This window comes from Polaribacter tangerinus, assembly GCF_038024095.1.
Lineage (GTDB): Bacteria > Bacteroidota > Bacteroidia > Flavobacteriales > Flavobacteriaceae > Polaribacter > Polaribacter tangerinus.
The window spans coordinates 284,940-304,556 of sequence record NZ_CP150668.1; the positions used below are offsets into that span (position 1 = coordinate 284,940).

The window sequence follows — 19,617 nt, forward strand, 5'->3', positions numbered from 1 at the left end:
GGTAGAAAACTGCCTTTTAATTTAGTTTTGTTGTTTTTTTAGTACCCTAATATAGATAATAACTCGCTACTTTTTTGTTGTTCTTTATAAATTTGAAATGTAAATTCGCCATCGTTAGCTTTATCTATTAATATGTGTTTTGGATGCGGTATTAAACAATGCTGTAATCCGCCAAAACCACCAATAGATTCTTGATATGCACCAGTATTAAAAAAACCAATATATAACGGGTTGTTTTTTTCATATACTGGTAAATAAATACCATTTATGTGTTGCTCAGAATTGTAATAATCATCACTATCACAAGTTAATCCGCCTAATAATACGCGTTCATATTTATGATTCCATTTATTTAGTGGCAACATAATAAAACGTTTATTAATGGCCCAAGAATCTGGTAACGTAGTAATAAATGAAGAATTAATCATGTTCCAACGCTCTCTATCATTTTGCTTTTTTTGATATAGTACCTCGTAAATAGTTGCCCCAGACTCACCAACGGTAAAACTACCAAACTCTGTAAAAATATGCGGTACATCTACTTGAGCATTTTCACAAACTAACTTTATTTGGTTTATAATTTCGTCTATCATATACTCGTAATCATACTCAAAAGCCAACGAGTTTTTTATTGGAAAACCTCCTCCAATATTTAAACTATCTAAACTCGGACACACTTTTTTTAGATTAATGTATACATTTAAACATTTCATTAATTCGTTCCAATAGTAGGCATTATCTCGTATACCTGTATTGATAAAAAAATGTAACATTTTTAGCTCTACCTGTGGGTTTGCTGCAATTTCTCGTTCATAAAAAGCAACAATATTTTTGTAACCAATTCCCAACCTAGATGTATAAAATTCAAATTTTGGTTCTTCTTCAGAGGCAATTCGAATACCTACTTTAAAAGGTTTTGACGTTTCTTGCTGTATCAAAGCTATTTCTTCAAAATTATCAATAATAGGAATACAGTTCTTATGACCAGAGTTAATAAGACCTCCAATATTTTTTACATATTGGTCTCTTTTAAATCCGTTACAAATTACAAAAGTATCGTCTTTAATTTTCCCCTCCTTTTTTAAACTGTTAACAATATCTATATCAAATGCAGAAGACGTTTCTATGTGAATGTCATTTTTTAATGCTTCGTTTAAAACGTGCTTAAAATGAGAACTTTTAGTACAATAGCTATAAAAATAAGTGCCTTTATATTGGTGCTTATCCATACTATTTTTAAACCAACTCTTTGCTTTATTTATGTTTTCAGATATTTTAGGCAAATATGTAAACTTTAATGGAGCGCCATATTTTGATGTTAATTCCATTAAATTAATTCCGTGCCAAAACAATTTATTGTTTTCTGTTTTAAATTCTTCTTGTGGAAAGTCGAATGTTTGTTCGACTAAATCTATATATTTTGTGTTCACTTTTTGTTTTAAATTATAAGGTATGATAAAATGCTCTAATTCAATATAATAAAATTATTTGAAAAAGAAAATTGTAGCTATTTTAATAGCAGTTATCACTGTATAATTTGTAAGTAAACAACATGCAACTTTAGGGTAAGTAGCAGTTCTTGAAGATATGAAAATGGAGTTACCTTAATTTTTTCGTTGCATTTCCAAAATGCTGTGTAATAATTTTTCTCCAATAAACTATTACTCCCGAAATAAGAAAAACATAACATTTGACTTAAATAAGTAAATCAAAAGTAAATTATTTTTCAATACAAAAAACAAAAGCAAAAAAAAAGTGAAAATAATTTTCACTTTTAAAATTCCTTATAAATACTAGTCTTCTGGTGGATATCCATGAATAGCTTCAAAGTCTTCATCGAAATTTGCACGTAAATAGGCATTTAATTTCTTCCTGTAATCGTCTTTTAACCAAGTAACAAAGTTGTGAGTACTCTTAGAAATACACTTGGCATACCTATTGATTCTGTCATCAATCTCCTCTCCTAACTTTTTGGCTAAAATTAGCGCATCAAATACATCTTCGCTATTTTCAATGCACATTTTTGCATGATGAACTATCGATTTTTCTAATACTCTTTTAGATGATTCTCCTGCTTTGATAGTTGCTATATACACCTTTTTCATATCAAAATAGGTATCAGTAGAATTGGCAAATTCTTTTTTTACATCTGCAGGAAGTTCATATCTAAAATTACTTTCTATCTCTTCGTCAGAAAGAATAGCATCTAAATAATAATCGGGAGCTCTAAACATTTTTTGCCAATCTAAATCTGCTCCCCAAGGACCAAACCTATGAAAATTATTACCTAAATCTATAACATCAAACTCCGTTCTATCTTTATAAATTCTAGAACCACGACCAATCATTTGGTAATAAAGGGTTAACGATTTTGTTGCTCTATTTAAAATAATTGCCTCGATACTTGGCTCATCAAAACCAGTCGTTAAAATACTTACAGAAGTTATAATGGCATTTGGTGTTTTATGAAACCATTTTAAAATTAATTCGCGTTCTTTTTTAGTATTTGTATTATCTAAATGAGCAATAGGATACCCTGCCCTTTTAAAAGCATGAAAAACTTGAATAGAAGTATTTATACCATTGTTAAAAATTAGCGTTTTTTTCCCTTTTACAGTTTCCTCATAAGCACTTACTAATTTCGATAGCATGTCTGTATTAGTATATAAATCTTCAGAAGATTTAACGGTATAATCTCCGTTGGCACCAACTTCTAAAGAAGTTAATCCAACATTATATGAATACATATTAGCTTTTGCCAAATAACCACTTTCTATTAACTGATGTATTGGCTCACCGACATACAATTCCTGATAATTCTCATACATTGGCAGTTTAATGTTTGAGCTTAAAGGAGTTGCTGTTACACCTAAAATAAAAGATTCGTCAAAAAACTTAAAAATTTTAGTAAAAGAATTATAATGTGCTTCATCTACAATTACCAAACCAATATCAGAAATATCTAATTTATCATCATTAAGCCTATTTTTCAAGGTTTCAACCATCGCAACAAAACATTTATAATCGTCTTGATCATCAAGTTTTGCTGTACTATTGATAATTTTATTGTTTACACCAAACTCGTGTAACATTTTAGATGTTTGCTTGCTTAACTCTATTCTGTGAGTTAAAACCAATACTTTCTTTTTAAATGTTTCAATGTAACGTCTTACAATTTCTGAAAAAATTACAGTTTTTCCTCCTCCTGTTGGCAATTGATATAACAAATGATAGTCTTGAGGAGCAGTTCCAAATCTTTTAAAGATTTCTTCGAGTGCTTCCTTTTGATATCCGTATAATTCTTTACCTATTGTAACTTTTGAAGTGTTTGTTTCTGCCAAAATTTTAAAAATTTTAAGCAACAAAAATAAGACTTAAAAAAGGTTTATCCCAAATTAAAACTATATAAATCTCGATAAATTTGTTTGAAGAATATCATGATGCGAAGCATGATGCACAGAAACCCCATTTCGAACCACTATTAATTGAGGTGATTGATGCATTACTTGAAAACGAAAACCTACTTTATCGGAAATATCTCTGTAGTTTAATAAATCTAAATAGTACACTTTTAAATGTTGATGCTCATCAGTAAACATTTTTTCGAACTGTTTGATAACCATACTACTAATACCACATCTTGTAGAATGCTTAAACACCAAAATAGCCTCTGATTCTGAATTTTTTGATATGTTATCTAACTCCTCAATAGATTTTAAAGGAATCCAATTAACGAATGCTTTGTGCTGTTTTGTTGATGACTTCTTTTCATTTTTTCCAAACATGTTGTTAAATATTCCCATTTTTATTTTTTGTTTATTGCTTTGTCGGTACAAATATAAGAAACTTTCATAATGACAAAAAGTCAGTATTTAAAAGGGTTTAAAGACATTTTGTCTTGCATTTTACAATATAAATGACCTGGTCTATAATTTGATTAATAAGTAATTGTAAAAAATAAAGTAACCTTCAAAATAGAAAGCTATTTTAATAAAAAAAAGAAAAATGAACTTTAATAACTATACCACAAAATCTCAAGAGACCATACAAATGGCCCAACAATTGGCACAAGAATATGGGCATAACCAAATAGAAAACGAACATATATTTAAAGCATTAACACAAGTAGATGAAAATGTACTTCCTTTTTTATTTAAAAAATTAAATATAAACACCAAACTTTTACATCAAATATTAGACAAACAATTAGAAAGTTTTCCTAAAGTTTCAGGTGCAGAACTACTGCTTTCTAGAGAAGCTTCTAAAAGTTTAACAGATGCTACGTTAATTGCAAAAAAATGGCAAGATGATTATGTTTCTATAGAACATATATTCTTATCAATTTTTAAATCTAATAGTAAGATAGCACAAATATTAAAAGACCAAGGTGTTACAGAAAAATTAATAAATACAGCTATAGAAGAGCTTAGAAAAGGAGAGCGTGTAACCTCCCAAAGTCAAGAAGAAACCTATAACTCGCTTCAAAAATTTGCAAAAAATTTAAACCAACTCGCTTCAGATGGTAAACTAGACCCTGTAATTGGAAGAGATGAAGAAATAAGAAGATTACTACAAATTTTATCTCGAAGAACTAAAAATAATCCTATTTTGGTAGGAGAACCAGGAACTGGTAAAACCGCTATTTCTGAAGGTTTGGCGCATAGAATTGTAGATGGTGATGTACCTGAAAACTTAAAAGAAAAACTTATTTTTTCTTTAGACATGGGAGCATTAATTGCCGGAGCAAAATATAAAGGAGAGTTTGAAGAACGCCTAAAAGCAGTTATAAAAGAGGTTACCAATGCCAACGGAGATATCGTTTTATTTATAGATGAAATTCATACACTTGTTGGGGCTGGTGGCGGACAAGGAGCCATGGATGCAGCAAATATTTTAAAACCTGCTTTAGCTCGTGGTGAGCTAAGGGCTATTGGTGCAACAACTTTAGATGAATACCAAAAATATTTTGAAAAAGACAAAGCGCTAGAAAGACGTTTTCAAAAAGTGCAAGTAAATGAACCAGATATAGAAAGTGCTATTTCTATTTTAAGAGGTATTAAAGATAAATATGAAACACACCATAAAGTACGTATAAAAGATGAGGCTATTATTGGTGCTGTAGAGCTATCTCAAAGATATATTACCAATAGGTTTTTACCCGATAAAGCTATCGATTTAATGGATGAAGCAATGTCTAAATTGCGAATGGAAATTAACTCTAAACCAGAAGAACTGGATGTTTTAGACAGAAAAGTAATGCAATTAGAAATTGAAATTGAAGCTATTAAAAGAGAGAACGATGAAACCAAATTAAAATCTCTACGTGCAGACTTAGCGAACATAAAAGAAGAGCGAAATGAAATGAATGCTAAGTGGAAATCGGAAAAAGAAGTGGTAGATAATATTCAAAATGCAAAAGCAGCCATAGAAAACTATAAATTAGCTGCAGAAAAAGCAGAAAGAGATGGTGACTATGGTAAAGTTGCCGAATTACGATATGGTAAAATTAAAGAAGCTCAGCAAGAATTAGAGAATTTACAACGCCATTTAGCTAGTAATTCACAAGAAAAATCTCTTATTAAAGAAGAAGTCGATTATGAAGATATTGCTGAAGTTGTTGCCAAATGGACTGGTGTACCAGTTACAAAAATGATTCAATCTGAAAGAGAAAAACTATTAAAATTAGAAACTCAACTTCATAAAAGAGTTGTTGGTCAAGAAGAGGCTATTGTTGCAATTTCTGATGCTGTAAGACGCTCTAAGGCTGGTTTACAAAATCCTAATAAACCAATTGGAAGTTTTCTGTTTTTGGGAACAACTGGGGTTGGTAAAACTGAACTTGCAAAGGCATTAGCAGCATACCTTTTTGATGATGAAAATGCAATGACAAGGATTGATATGAGTGAATATCAAGAGAAACACGCAGTAAGTAGATTGGTTGGAGCGCCCCCAGGATATGTTGGTTATGACGAGGGTGGTCAGTTAACTGAAGCTGTAAGAAGAAGACCTTATTCTGTTGTGCTTTTAGATGAAATAGAAAAAGCACATCCAGATACTTTTAATATTCTATTACAAGTTTTAGACGAGGGAAGATTAACCGATAATAAAGGAAGATTAGCAGATTTTAAAAACACTATTGTTATTATGACTTCGAACATGGGAAGCCATATAATTCAAGAAAAGTTTACGAATACAAATACTACTATAGAAGCTACAACAGAACTTGCCAAAATTGAAGTACTTGCATTACTAAAACAATCTGTAAGACCTGAGTTTTTAAACAGAATAGACGATGTTATTATGTTTACACCCTTAAATAACAAAGATATATTTGAAATTGTAAAACTACAAATAGCTCAGTTACAGAAAATGATTGGTAAACAAGACATTACTTTAGATGCTACAGATGAAGCACTAAAATACTTGTCAAAAAAAGGATATCAACCAGAGTTTGGTGCAAGGCCCGTTAAACGTGTTATACAAAAAGAGGTGCTAAACGCTTTATCTAAAGAAATATTAGCTGGTAATATAACTACGGATAGTATAGTGCTTTTAGACGCATTTGATGATAAACTTGTATTCAGAAACCAAACTCATTAAAATATCATCAAGAGCACTTAAAAAGCAACCTTTTAAAAGGTTGCTTTTTTTTACCTATATTCGTTTATATTTAATATCATGAAAAATTATTTCTTTACCCTCGCCATTACATTCTTAACACTTTTTTCTTGCAATGATGATACTACCACCACCTACTATTTAATTAGGCATGCAGAAAAAGATAGAACCGATAAAACAAATAAGAATCCTAATTTAAATGAACAAGGTTTAGACAGAGCAAAAAAATGGGCCAATTATTTTAAAGACATACATTTAGATGCTATTTACTCCACAAATTATAATAGAACTCAACAAACAGCTCAACCTACAGCAGCCAACAAAAAATTGATTGTAAAAAGCTATCAACCAAACAACATGTACAATGATGATTTTAAAAAGGAAACTTTAGGTAAATCTGTTTTAATTGTGGGGCATAGTAATACTACACCTGCTTTTGTAAATACAATTTATAAGAAAAATAATAGTGTAAAAGATACAAAATTATACAAAAGCATGGATGACAAAGATAATGCGAGCCTTTATATAGTTACTATTATAGGAAAGTCTATTTCCAGCAAAGTTATAGCGGTAAATTAAACATACATTTTTTACGAAACTCTTAATTACTTTTTTGCAACTAACATCATATGCGGACTAAAAGCCAACACAGACTCATCTAATTCTGTTGCCTTTAAAATTGATAATAATGTTTCTTTTTTTGTTGGATGAAGCATATTTGAAAAATATTCTCTGTCTAGCCAAATCATACCTTCTACAGCAAAAAGATTTAAAATTTCTAATTGTTGAGAAGTAAACTCTTTTTTTAATTGTTTTGGTTTATGATAAAATCCGTCTGCCAATAACCAAGGAAACTCTTTTGGTGGATTATGAATACCTGAAGTTAGCTCCTCTTTACACATTTTTAAAAATGGTTTTTTGTGCACCAATCCTTGCATTAAACCAACCACTGTAGATGCTGAAGAATTAATTGCAAATCCTAAAACTAATCCTCCTTTTTTTAATACTCTTTTTGCTTCTGCTATTGTTTTTAATCGGTCTTCTTTTTTTTGAAGATGATAAAGCGGGCCATGTAAAATAACAATATCAGCAAAATTATTTTCGAAGGGTAAATTTCTGCTCTCACCTTGTAAAACCGTAAACTTTTTAATAGATTGATTAGCTCTTTTGGTTGCTAAATCTATATGTTTTTTTACGGGTTCTAATAAATGGACTTCATAATTTTTATTTGCCAACCACTCACTATATTTTCCTGTACCTCCACCAATATCTAAAATAACACTATGTTCTTTTTTTAAGTGTCTAGAAATTAATGATTTTATTCGCTCAAACTCAAAAAAACCCATACCACTTTCTAGGCGAGTTTCTTCGGAGGCATTGTTATAAAAAGCCTCAAGCTCTTTGCTTATTAAGTTTTTTTTTGCCATAGAAAAAATGTTAATTTATAAAACTATATTAACTGACTGAAGTATTCAAATATTTCTCCTTTAGAAATTGTACTCCCTTTTTCTATGAGGTCAAAAATTTCTAAATTTCTATCATCATTATAAGGTTTAGAACCCTTAAAAATTTCAACAGAATTATCCATAGGATTCTGCATTAACCACTCAAATCCTTCTTGCGCTAATAAATCAATATCCCAAGTTACTTGTATTGCAATTCTATGAATTTCTGTAGCATCACATTTAAATAAATTTACTTTTGTTTTAGAAAAATGCTCTATATACTTTGTTTTCGAAAGAACATCATCCCAAACAAGATCAGAAAAAATATTTAACTCTTCTTCTGCTACCATAGGTTTTTCTTCCTTTATCTCTGTCCATTCTCTGGCATCAATACTTTGAGTTGCTAAAAACTTTGCAAACTCTTCATGTAAACTTTCAAACTGTTCTTTTGTTAATTGTCTATATTTCATATACAACCAATTATTTATTTTAATTGTTTTTCTTACCTAAATGTAAGATGTATTATATTTAAAAGTAAAAAAGCTCGTTATTTCTAACGAGCTTTTTTTTATAAACTTTGGTATATACTATTCAGCTATTACTTCAAAAGAAATATCTGCAATTACCTCTCTGTGTAATCTAACAGTAGCGTCATATTTACCTAATCTTTTTACAGAGCCACCTACAACTTTAATAAATTTCTTATCAAGTTCTGTACCGGCTTTTGCTAAAGCTGCAGCTAAATCGATATTGTTTACAGAGCCAAATAATTTGTCTCCACTACCAGTTTTAGATGCAATTTTAATATCATATCCTTTAATTGTTTCTGCAATTGCATTTGCATCTTCAATTAATTTTGCTTCTTTATAAGCTCTTTGCTTTAAGTTTTCTGCTAAAACTTTTTTGGCAGAAGAAGTTGCTAAAGAGGCTTTACCTGTAGGAATTAGAAAATTTCTACCATATCCGTTTTTAACTTCTACGATATCATCTTTAAATCCTAAATTTTCTACGTCTTGTCTTAATATCAGTTCCATATTCTACCTCTTTATTATTTTAACAAATCTCCAACGTAAGGCATTAAAGCCAAATGACGAGATCTTTTAATTGCTTGCGCAACTTTACGTTGATATTTTAGTGAAGTACCTGTTAAACGTCTTGGTAAAATTTTACCTTGTTCGTTTACTAAATACATTAAGAAATCTGCATCTTTATAATCGATGTATTTGATTCCTTTTTTCTTGAATCTACAATATTTAGATTCTTTTTTTGTGTCTATATCTAATGGCGTTAAATATCTAACGTCAGCAGATTTTCCTCCTTTTGCTTGTTGTTCTATTGTAGCCATTATTTATTTTTTTGCAGATTTAACACGTTCAGTTCTAATCTTTGCCCAGGCAGCAGCATGTTTGTCTAATTTAACAGTTAAATAACGCATAACGCTATCATCTCTTCTAAACTCTAACTCAAATGCAGCAATTTCTTCACCGGCAACTTTGTACTCGAATAAGTGATAAAAACCACTTTTCTTTTTTTGAATTGGATAAGCTAATTTTTTTAAGCCCCAATCTTCTTTAGAAATCATTTCGGCACCTTTAGAAACCAAATAGTCCTCAAACTTTTGTACTGTTTCCTTTATCTGAGTATCAGATAAAACGGGATTCAAAATGAAAACAGTTTCGTAATGATTCATAATAAAATATTTATTGTTTAATTTTAAGGGTGCAAATATAGTAACTTTTTACTAATTATTAACATTTATAACTAAATGTTTTAAAACCCTTTAGCATTTTACCAATATGTGTGTGGCGCTAATTTAAATCTAACCGAACTCCCATAGATATATTTCTAACTTCTGTATCTTTAAAAAGCGGATTCAAATCATATTTTAGATATAAACTAGTAGACTTATAACCTACATAAGCACTTAGTCCATAGTTTACTGTATTCATATTAAAATTGTCGTACTGAACCTCTTCTACATTCACATTGTTACTATCTAAATATTCTAAATATTGTCTGGTTCCAAGTTTAAAACCTACAAAACCTCCAAGTCCCAATCGAACAGATTGATTTGTTCTGTCTGCAACCTTTCCACTCGAATAGGTTTTATTTTTAGATAAATCCCACTCTAAATGTACTGGAAAATTCATTTGAACATGGCGTAATCTACTTTCTGAAAGTTTGTCTGCAAACACTACTATATCTGTAACTGTACCGTTTTTAACATGAAACTGATTGTTTTCTAAACGTAAATTATTCCACAAAAAAGAAATACCATACTTAAAATATAACGAAGATGGCTTTGGAGAAATTCTGGTTTTCCATGTAAAACCTAATTCATAAAAACGAGATCGCCAAAACTGATATTCTGAATTATTTAATGAAGAAAAATTGTTGTCGTTCAAAACATTATTTACACCCATTGCAAAAACAAATTGGCTGGTGGTTTTATTCTTTAGTTTAAAATTCTTCACTTTTTTTATATCACTTATATCTTCCTCAAAGTCGTCAACTTCAAGTTCATCATCCGAATCACTAACAGAAAAGCGGAATTTTTTATTTCCAACCGAAAAAGAGTTTACTTCCTCCTTATTATCTGCAACACTTTCAGAATTTTTAATTTTTCCGTTTATTTTATCTTGAACTAATTGTTGCAGCAATTTTTCTTGTTCACTTACCTTTACTTCTATTTGCTTTGCATGGTAACTAGCAAGCTCTTGCTTTAAAATTGTTGCTGTTGCTTCTGTTATTTCGCCGTTTTTTAAACGTTTTTCAACCTGTAATATTTTTACTTTCAAAGAATCTTTTTGAGATTTTGTGATTTGCTCTATTTTCTTAGAAATTTTTACTACTTCTTTTTCAAATTTTTTTTGTTCTTGCGCTACTAGAGATATAGTTGCTATCAATAATACAAATAAGATATTTTTTTTCATTATGATACTGTTTTTAAATAATGGATTTTGGTTTTTAATCATTTCTACTTACAATGGCCGTTGCAATATCGTTTACTCTCCTTTTTAATGTCTTTAAAAAGTTATTTTTAAAAAAATCGTCGTCAATACTTCGTTCTACTTCCGCTAAAATTACTTTAGGATTTACTTTCAAATTTGTTTTTTCTAACTCTTTTTTTATGGTATTCTCTAATTGCTCTCTAGAAGTATTGTGCTTGGTATAAAGCGCTTTTATTTTATTTTCAGGCTCCGAAACAGCCGCCAATAATGCAGCACTACTTACCTGAATTCTAGAGGTGCTTTTTATGTTTTTGTGCAAATTAGAATCCTTAAGTTTCAACGGAGCTTCCGACATACTTTTATCATTCTTTTCTAATTTACTATTGATATGTTTTTCAGTAACATTCACTGTTTCAGCAATCGTTAGCGTTTTGATGTTTCTTTTAAAATCTTGCTTACTTTTAGAACCTTCCTTTTTTGTATCAGATGCTATAATTTCAACTTTTTCTTCTGTGAAACCTACAACTTCACTTTCTTGTATAGGCAAACTTTGTTTAATTATTTTTTCTGTATTTTCTAATACTATTAACTCTTTTATGGGTTGTTTAAATTGTTTTTTATTTTCATATGAAAAAAAGTAACCGCCAACTGCTATAAAAAGTGCTAAACTTGCAGCTACCGATACATATAGCAACCACGGTTTTTTCTTATTATAAGGGTGTTCGTCTAATTTATCTGACAGTCTTTGCCATGATGAATCCGCAGGTTTTATAGTTCTTTTTTCGAACTTTTCTTGTAAATAATTCTTAGTTTTTTTCATGAACAATGGTATTCAATTTTAAATAATTTTCTTGCAACAACTTGCGCGCTTTAAATAATTGAGATTTAGAAGTACTTACCGATATACCCAATTTTTCTGCTATTTCTGTATGCTTAAAACCTTCTATAGCAAATAAATTAAAAACTATTTTATAGCCATTTGGTAAATTATCAATTAGTTGTTGTATTTCATCAACAGTAGAATTTTCTAAATTTATAGTTGCCATATCGTTAAAAGAAAACTCTTCATCCGTATACTCAATTACACTTTTCTTTCTAAGGTATGAAATACACGTATTTATAACAATCCTTCGAATCCAACCTTCAAAATTTCCCTGATGTTTAAAAGTATGCAAATGAGTAAAAACCTTAAAAAATCCCTCTAATAGTAAATCTTCTGCATGATGAATATCTTTAACATATTGCCTACAAACTCCCAACATTTTTGGAGAATACGTGTTAAAAATTTCTTTTTGAGCTTCTCGATTGTTGTCTACAGCCTTCTTAATAAGCCCTTTTTCTGTATGTAATTTTATAATTTTCAAACGTTTTTATTCTGTTTTATAAGCGCTACAAATATAAAGACTCTTAAAGTACTATAAAGGTTGCCTGCCAATTAGATTATTTTTTTAAAACACTATTTTAATTTTATTATCGGCATAAATTTTGATACTTTTATAGATGAATTTATGCTGAATTATGAAAAAAATTTTATGTTGCCTTGTACTTTTATCTTTTGGACAATTAAGCTCTCAAAACTTCGAAAAAAAAGATATAAAAACAATAGTTGGAGTTGTCTTATACAACAATAATCCACTACCAAATGTATTGGTTTCAAATACTGAAAAAACAGTTCTAACCAATAACAAAGGTTTCTATAATATTACCGCTAAATCTGGTGACTTTTTAGAATATAAACATGCTGGCTTTAGAACAGTATCTATTCTTATAGAAGATATAACCGCTACATTAAACATAGATATGGAACCTAGTTTTAAAGTTCCTAATGTAAATAGACCAGAAATTTTAAAACTTGGAAGAAGCACTGTTGGAGATGAATATCCTGATTTTGATATCATTACCATTGATAAAGATAAACTTAATAAAGAGGCGATTACACTAACTAATGCAATTTTAGAAAAAGTACCTCTCTTTTTCTCTAGAATCAATAATTTTAACGAACCCGTAATATACCTGAAAGGAAAAGAGTTGAATGGTCCGGTTCTGTGGGAAATTGATGGCAATATCTACGATTTACCTTTACCGATAGATTTAAACGACATAGAAAAGATTTTAATTGTAAACATGAAGTCGGATCGCTGTATTATTAAGGTATCAACTAATTTAAATTACAAAAAAATTAAAGGATTTGATGTAAATAATTATTATTTTACTAATGACGAGTATTATAATGATGATGCCACTCCTTATGAAGAAATTAAAAAAGACACGCCAAGCTATTTAAACGCTTATAAAAACGCTCTTACTATAAATGAAGCCATAACTATTTACAAAAAACAATATGATGAGTGTAAAGATTTTACCAACTTTCACTTTAATGTTTATAATTTCTTAGTCAAAAAATTTAACGCTCCTATTAAATTACTCAATGTTTTAAATGATTTTGAAAATTTTTCTAAAAGCAATGTAGAAAACCTAAAAGCACTTGCTTATATGTACGACGAATTAAACCTACCAACAAAAGCTTCAGAAATTTATAAAAAAATTGCAAATGAAAGTCCAAATAGTAGGCAAGCATACAGAGATTTAGCAAACACCTATTTATCTTTGAAAGATTACAAAAATTTCTGGAAAATATACAATTATTATATAGAAAAAGGATTTGAGATAGACCAAAGTGATATCGGAGAAATTATTGCCTCTGAAATTATTTCTGCCTTTAATAAAGATGAAAATAACGATAGTACTCCAAGAAAAATTAAAATTAAAAATCCTATTAAAAATACCGAAAGTGATGTTCGTTTGGTATTTGAATGGAACACTTCTGAAGCAGAGTTTAGTATTGAATTTGTAAATACTTTCGATCAAGTATACACATTAGAAAACTCATTAAAAATAAATGAAGCTCTAATTATCGATCAAAAAAATAGAGGATATAATTCGAAAGAGGTGTTTATAGAAAATTTAGATACAGCACCCATTTTAGTGAATTTTACTTATTTTGGAAACAAGCAGTATAAACCAACATTTCTTAAAGTAACCCGTTATTTAAATTGGGGCAAACCCAATGAAATAAAAAAAATACATGTTTTTGAATTTAATACGAAGAACATAAAAACACAACTTTTTAAGCTAAATAAAAAAATGCTTGATTAATTAAATGATTCAAAAACTCTTGGGCATCAAAGAAATTGAAATAGTAAAAAACTATTTATTTTCTTTTTCTATCACTATTTCTCGAATATACAAAAACAGTGGAAAAGTAAAAGCTACTGCAACTAAAAAAGTAAGTGGTATGAGCAACCACCACCTTTTAATTTTTAATCTTTTCGATTCGAAATACAAGAAAACAAAAAAAGTTAGCACAACTACCAACAAATCTGCTCCATAAGATTTACCTGGTAAAGATGATTCTGCAGTTTTAAAAAAATTTAAAAAACTTGCATTTTCAACTGTCAAAAAATATTGAATATTATAAAACCACGTATAACAAAGCCCTAAAATTGACAGTCCTAAAAAAATATGTTTTCTCTTCATATGAATGTTTCTATGCAAAAGATTAAAAAATATCAGTTATTTCTAACTATAAAATAGTTTTAAAATAGCTTAGTTTGATTTTCGTCATCGCGCTTCTTTTCTTCAGCTTTTTTCCTTGCAATAGACTTTTGCAGAGCTATTTTTGCTTTCTCTTCGGCAGACAGCTCTTCTAAAACTGGCTTGTTAGCTACAACTTCAGGCACTTCTATTGGTAATTTATCTGTGCTAGTATCTGCAAGTAACTTTTCATCTTTTGTATTGTTATCACTGGGTTCTTCAACCTCTTCATAAGGTAAAGACTCTAACAAATTTACTTGTTTTATTTTTTCTGTAGTCAGTTGATTTCCTTGAGCTTTTATACCTTTAATAGCTATAAAATCTTCAAAATTTACAACTTCATTTTCTAGGCTTCTTTTAGAAAACTGTACCTCTGCTATTGGTCTGTAATCGGTAGCTATAATTTCTAATTGCGATTTTGGGTGCTCAGAAATAAACTCTTCTTCCTTATCGGTAGTTTCTATTAAAAAGCGCTTTACAAAATAACGTTCTTTTTCTCCATCGTAATAAATTGCAGAAATAGGCTTTTTGGGCTGCCATTTTTCTAAAACAATCATATCATCTTCAAAATGCATCGCTAAATCTGGTTTTACAGCTTTCGCTTTTCCAGATTGTGTAATTATAAGTAATTTATCCTCTGCTCTAAATTCTCCTAATAACTCACCTCTATCATCAACATTTAATCTTTGTACAGTATCGTCGAACCAAATTTTTCTTGGTTTTAAAGTCGAAACACCTTCCGACTTAAAATCGATACTTTTTATAGCATACTTAGTTATAGTATTACCTCGAACTGCTCTACCTTTTACAGCCAAATCTGCAAAATCAATATCCCATTTTAACTTCTTTATACTACCAACTGCCCTTAAGTTTACCGATACTACCTCAGCTTCTCCGTTTAAATTTGCACTAAAATAATGAACAATAGAACCTTTTTTTCCGTTAGTTAAATCGTATTCTTTATCTCTAGTTACAGAGGTTACATTAAAACGCTTCATGTAAGAAGGTCCTTTTGCCCCATCTCTATACATATAATTGTAAACCGTTCTTTTATCTTTCTTTTTAAATACTGCAACGTGAATAATGTCTTTGCCAACAAAAGTTTTAGTATCTACTTTTGTAACCATCATCCCTCCATCTTTTCTAAAAATAATAATATCATCTATATCCGAACAATCACAAACAAATTCATCACGTTTAAGAGAAGTTCCTATAAAACCTTCTGCCCTATTCACGTAAAGTTTGGTATTGTTCATAGCTACTTTAGAAGCAACAATATCATCAAAAATTCTTATTTCTGTTCTACGTTCTTTTCCTTTTCCGTAAGTGTCTTTTAAACGTTTAAAATAATCAATAGCAAAGTCTACCAAATTGGCCAAATTATTTTTTACGGTAGCTATTTTATCTTCTAAGCCTTCTATAAACTGTTTGGCCTTATCAATATCAAATTTAGATATTTTTTTAATCCTTATTTCTGTTAACCTTGTAATATCTTCTACAGTAATAGCCCTTTTAAGATGCTTTATGTGAGGCTGTAAACCTTTATCTATTGCAGCAATAACACCATCCCAAGTTTCTTCTTCTTCAATATCTCTATAAATTCTATTTTCAATAAAAATTCGCTCTAACGAAGAAAAATGCCACTGTTCTTCTAACTCGTCTAACTGAATTTCTAATTCCTTTTTCAGCAGTTCAACAGTTAAATCTGTAGAGTGTTTTAACAGTTCAGAAACTCCTAAAAAAACCGGTTTATTTTCTTGAATTGTACAACACAGTGGAGAAATTGAATTTTCACAATTGGTAAAAGCATATAATGCATCTATTGTTTTATCAGGAGATACATTAGGTGGTAAATGAACTAATATTTCTACTTCTGCGGCAGTGTTATCTTCTATTTTTTTAATTTTAATCTTTCCCTTTTCATTAGCCTTAATAATACTGTCTATTAAGGTAGATGTTGTGGTACCAAAAGGAATTTCCGTAATAACTAATGTTTTTTTGTCTAGTTGAGATATTTTAGCACGTATTCTAACCTTACCTCCTCTTTTACCATCATTATAGTTTGTAAAATCTGCAATTCCACCTGTTAAAAAATCGGGAACAATTTTAAAACTTCTTCCTTTTAAATATTTAATAGAGGCATCTATTAACTCTACAAAATTATGAGGTAATATTTTTGTAGACAAACCAACTGCAATACCTTCTGCTCCTTGTGCTAATAAAAGCGGGAATTTTACAGGTAAATCTATCGGCTCTTTTCTTCTACCATCATAAGACATTTTCCAGTCGGTAGTTTTTGGATTAAAAACAACGTCTAGTGCAAATTTAGACAAGCGCGCCTCAATGTATCTAGATGCTGCTGCTCTGTCTCCTGTTAAAATGTTTCCCCAGTTTCCTTGCATGTCAATTAGCAATTCTTTCTGACCAATTTGCACCATCGCATCAGCAATAGAAGCGTCGCCATGAGGATGATACTGCATTGTATGACCAACAATGTTAGCTACTTTGTTGTAACGCCCATCATCTAAATCTTTCATAGAATGCATTATTCTACGCTGCACAGGCTTCAAACCGTCTTCTAAAGAGGGTACTGCTCTTTCTAAAATTACATAAGATGCATAATCTAAAAACCACTCTTTGTACATTCCTGTAACCCTAGTAATGGTTTCTTCTTGGGCAGAATCTGCCAGATTATCTGAATCTAAATTCTCATTTAAATTTGTTAATTCTTCCTCGTGCTCGTTTCCGTTAATTTCTTCACTCATGCTTTTAAACGTCTAATTATTTAATCGTTTAACTTATGTATTTCTTTATTTTGGCGTTTCCTAAAGGTCGGGCTTTACACTACAATCTTTTTATTTATTTCGAAACTCCACGTAAAAAGACGTGGAACTCGAACTAATGATAAAAAGGATTTTCGTTTCAATCCCTAACGCACTATTTTGCCAAGTTCTTCACTTACTAAAACCTCTTTTTTACGATTGCGAACTTAGACTTTCATTTATTTAGCAATATGCAGTAGATTACACTTCATCTTCTACAGTGTCTAATTCTATTTTTAAATTCTCGATAATAAACTTTTGCCTATCTGGGGTATTTTTGCCCATGTAAAACTCTAACATTTGTTCAATAGACATTTCTTTGTCTAACATAACAGGATCTAAACGAATGTCGTCTCCTATAAAGTGAACAAACTCGTTAGGAGAAATCTCTCCCAAACCTTTAAATCTAGTAATTTCTGGCTTTCCTTTTAACTTTTCTATGGCGTCTCTTTTTTCTTCATCTGAATAACAATAAAAAGTTTCTTTTTTATTTCTTACTCTAAACAACGGAGTTTCTAAAATATATAAATGCCCCTCTTTAATTAATTCTGGAAAAAACTGTAAGAAAAAAGTTATAAGTAGCAATCTAATATGCATTCCGTCTACATCGGCATCTGTTGCAATAACAATATTATTGTAACGCAAATCTTCTAAACCATCCTCTATATTTAAAGCAGCTTGTAGTAAGTTAAATTCTTCATTTTCGTACACAATTTTTTTACTTAATCCGTAAGAGTTTAGGGGTTTTCCTTTTAAACTAAAAACAGCTTGTGTATTTACATTTCTAGATTTTGTAATAGAACCAGAAGCAGAATCTCCCTCGGTTATAAACAACGTTGTTTCTAAATAGTTTTCCTTTTTAATGTCTCCTAAATGAATTCTGCAGTCTCTTAACTTTTTATTGTGCAAGCTAGCTTTTTTAGCTCTATCTTTTGCTAACTTTCTAATTCCCGACAGCTCTTTACGTTCTTTTTCTGCTTGTAAAATTTTTCTTTGAAGCTTGTCTGCTACTTCAGTATTTTTGTGTAAGTAGTTGTCTAAATTTGTCTTTAAAAAGTCGTTAATATAAGTTCTTACAGTAGGCAAATCGCCCCCCATATCTGTAGAACCTAATTTTGTTTTTGTTTGACTCTCAAAAACAGGTTCCATCACTTTTATGGCAATGGCAGAAATAATTGATTTTCGAATATCAGAAGCTTCAAAATTCTTACCATAAAACTCTCTTATTGTTTTAACCACAGCTTCTCTAAAAGCAGCTTGGTGAGTACCTCCTTGTGTAGTATGTTGCCCGTTTACAAATGAATGATATTCTTCTGAATACTGAGTTTTGCTATGTGTAATAGCAACTTCTATGTCTGGACCTTTTATGTGAATTATTGGATATAACATATCTTCTTGATTGTTATTGTCTTCCAATAAATCTTTTAGTCCGTTTTCAGAAAAGAATTTCTCGCCATTAAAAATAATCGTTAAACCTGGGTTTAAATACACATAATTTTTAAGCATTTTAGCCACATACTCATTCCTGAACTTATATTTTTTAAAAATTTCTTCATCCGGAATAAAAGAAACTTTTGTTCCTTTTCTTCTAGAAGTTTCTTCTAAAAATTCTTGTGCATCTAGGTTTCCTTGGCTAAATTCTGCAGAGGCAGATTTTCCTTCTCTAGAAGATTCTACTCTAAAATAAGAAGAAAGTGCATTTACAGCTTTCGTACCTACACCATTTAAACCTACCGATTTTTTAAAGGCTTTAGAGTCGTATTTTCCACCCGTATTCATTTTAGAAACCACGTCTACAACCTTCCCTAAAGGAATTCCTCTACCGTAATCTCGAACAGTTACCTTGTTACCATGAATAGAAATTTCTATGGTTTTTCCTGCACCCATTACATACTCATCAATAGAGTTGTCTAAAACCTCTTTTAGCAATATATATATTCCGTCATCAGCAGAAGAACCGTCACCTAACTTACCAATGTACATTCCTGGACGCATTCTAATATGCTCTTTCCAATCTAAAGACCGAATATTATCTTCTGTATATTTTGTTTCTTTACTCATAAAAATAGCTTACTACTGTTAGGTTTGAAGTACTCGTAAAAGTAAGGTTTACCCTACAAAAATGAAACTCATTTTAAAATTAGTTATCAACAGGATTTCAACGAAAATAAGTGCTATTTTACTGCC

Annotated in this window: 17 protein-coding genes; 3 read left to right on the top strand and 14 right to left on the bottom strand. The window is 30.1% G+C overall.

Going from position 1 to position 19,617, the window contains the following annotated elements; all coding sequences use genetic code 11:
• Positions 1 to 38: 38 nt before the first annotated feature.
• From WHD54_RS01320 to ytxJ, 3 genes are all read right to left on the bottom strand, one after another.
• Entirely contained in the window at positions 39 to 1,430 is a 1,392-nt protein-coding gene (locus WHD54_RS01320; RefSeq protein ID WP_088322867.1) for an arginine decarboxylase, read from the bottom strand.
• A 363-nt stretch (positions 1,431 to 1,793) separates the two neighbouring features.
• Entirely contained in the window at positions 1,794 to 3,341 is a 1,548-nt protein-coding gene (locus tag WHD54_RS01325) for a DEAD/DEAH box helicase (protein WP_088323345.1), read from the bottom strand.
• Between the two features lie 60 nt (positions 3,342 to 3,401).
• The gene (gene ytxJ / locus WHD54_RS01330; RefSeq protein WP_088322868.1) at positions 3,402 to 3,803 is read right to left on the bottom strand and encodes a bacillithiol system redox-active protein YtxJ; all 402 of its coding nucleotides are present in this window, start codon (positions 3,801 to 3,803) and stop codon (positions 3,402 to 3,404) included.
• Positions 3,804 to 4,005: 202 nt separating this feature from the next.
• On the opposite strand from ytxJ, the gene clpB reads away from it, so the two are divergent.
• Both clpB and WHD54_RS01340 read left to right on the top strand, forming a co-directional pair.
• On the top strand, positions 4,006 to 6,600 hold the full coding sequence (gene clpB / locus WHD54_RS01335; RefSeq protein ID WP_088322869.1) for an ATP-dependent chaperone ClpB: 2,595 nt from the start codon (positions 4,006 to 4,008) through the stop codon (positions 6,598 to 6,600).
• A 78-nt stretch (positions 6,601 to 6,678) separates the two neighbouring features.
• Positions 6,679 to 7,197, top strand: coding sequence for a SixA phosphatase family protein (locus WHD54_RS01340; RefSeq protein ID WP_088322870.1), 519 nt, complete (start codon positions 6,679 to 6,681; stop codon positions 7,195 to 7,197).
• Positions 7,198 to 7,223: 26 nt separating this feature from the next.
• On the opposite strand, the gene WHD54_RS01345 is transcribed toward WHD54_RS01340, so the two are convergent.
• The 8 genes from WHD54_RS01345 to WHD54_RS01380 form a co-directional block, all read right to left on the bottom strand.
• Positions 7,224 to 8,045, bottom strand: coding sequence for a class I SAM-dependent methyltransferase (locus WHD54_RS01345; RefSeq protein WP_088322871.1), 822 nt, complete (start codon positions 8,043 to 8,045; stop codon positions 7,224 to 7,226).
• Between the two features lie 23 nt (positions 8,046 to 8,068).
• Positions 8,069 to 8,533, bottom strand: coding sequence for a DUF6495 family protein (locus tag WHD54_RS01350; RefSeq protein ID WP_088322872.1), 465 nt, complete (start codon positions 8,531 to 8,533; stop codon positions 8,069 to 8,071).
• A gap of 117 nt (positions 8,534 to 8,650) precedes the next feature.
• Positions 8,651 to 9,097 (bottom strand): 50S ribosomal protein L9, encoded by a 447-nt coding sequence (gene rplI / locus WHD54_RS01355; protein WP_088322873.1) that lies wholly within the window; start codon positions 9,095 to 9,097, stop codon positions 8,651 to 8,653.
• 14 nt (positions 9,098 to 9,111) lie between these two features.
• Positions 9,112 to 9,408, bottom strand: coding sequence for a 30S ribosomal protein S18 (gene rpsR, locus WHD54_RS01360; protein WP_088322874.1), 297 nt, complete (start codon positions 9,406 to 9,408; stop codon positions 9,112 to 9,114).
• A gap of 3 nt (positions 9,409 to 9,411) precedes the next feature.
• Positions 9,412 to 9,753: a 30S ribosomal protein S6 gene (rpsF, locus tag WHD54_RS01365; protein ID WP_088322875.1), complete on the bottom strand. Its 342-nt coding sequence runs from the start codon at positions 9,751 to 9,753 to the stop codon at positions 9,412 to 9,414.
• 118 nt (positions 9,754 to 9,871) lie between these two features.
• Positions 9,872 to 10,996, bottom strand: a complete 1,125-nt coding sequence (locus WHD54_RS01370) for a hypothetical protein (RefSeq protein ID WP_088323346.1) — start codon at positions 10,994 to 10,996, stop codon at positions 9,872 to 9,874.
• Positions 10,997 to 11,030: 34 nt separating this feature from the next.
• Positions 11,031 to 11,834: a hypothetical protein gene (locus WHD54_RS01375; RefSeq protein ID WP_088322876.1), complete on the bottom strand. Its 804-nt coding sequence runs from the start codon at positions 11,832 to 11,834 to the stop codon at positions 11,031 to 11,033.
• Positions 11,821 to 12,378, bottom strand: a complete 558-nt coding sequence (locus tag WHD54_RS01380) for an RNA polymerase sigma factor (protein ID WP_088322877.1) — start codon at positions 12,376 to 12,378, stop codon at positions 11,821 to 11,823. The genes WHD54_RS01375 and WHD54_RS01380 overlap by 14 nt, the downstream gene beginning before the upstream one ends.
• Before the next feature lie 154 nt (positions 12,379 to 12,532).
• Between WHD54_RS01380 and WHD54_RS01385 the strand changes: the two genes are divergently transcribed.
• Positions 12,533 to 14,170 carry a carboxypeptidase-like regulatory domain-containing protein gene (locus tag WHD54_RS01385; RefSeq protein WP_088322878.1) on the top strand — a complete coding sequence of 546 codons (1,638 nt, stop codon included), beginning with the start codon at positions 12,533 to 12,535 and terminating at the stop codon, positions 14,168 to 14,170.
• A gap of 51 nt (positions 14,171 to 14,221) precedes the next feature.
• On the opposite strand, the gene WHD54_RS01390 is transcribed toward WHD54_RS01385, so the two are convergent.
• From WHD54_RS01390 to WHD54_RS01400, 3 genes are all read right to left on the bottom strand, one after another.
• Complete coding sequence (locus tag WHD54_RS01390; protein WP_088322879.1) at positions 14,222 to 14,551, bottom strand: DUF2834 domain-containing protein; 330 nt, start codon at positions 14,549 to 14,551, stop codon at positions 14,222 to 14,224.
• A 59-nt stretch (positions 14,552 to 14,610) separates the two neighbouring features.
• On the bottom strand, positions 14,611 to 17,373 hold the full coding sequence (locus WHD54_RS01395; RefSeq protein WP_088322880.1) for a DNA gyrase/topoisomerase IV subunit A: 2,763 nt from the start codon (positions 17,371 to 17,373) through the stop codon (positions 14,611 to 14,613).
• Positions 17,374 to 17,631: 258 nt separating this feature from the next.
• Positions 17,632 to 19,491 (bottom strand): DNA topoisomerase IV subunit B, encoded by a 1,860-nt coding sequence (locus WHD54_RS01400; RefSeq protein WP_088322881.1) that lies wholly within the window; start codon positions 19,489 to 19,491, stop codon positions 17,632 to 17,634.
• Positions 19,492 to 19,617: the final 126 nt, after the last annotated feature.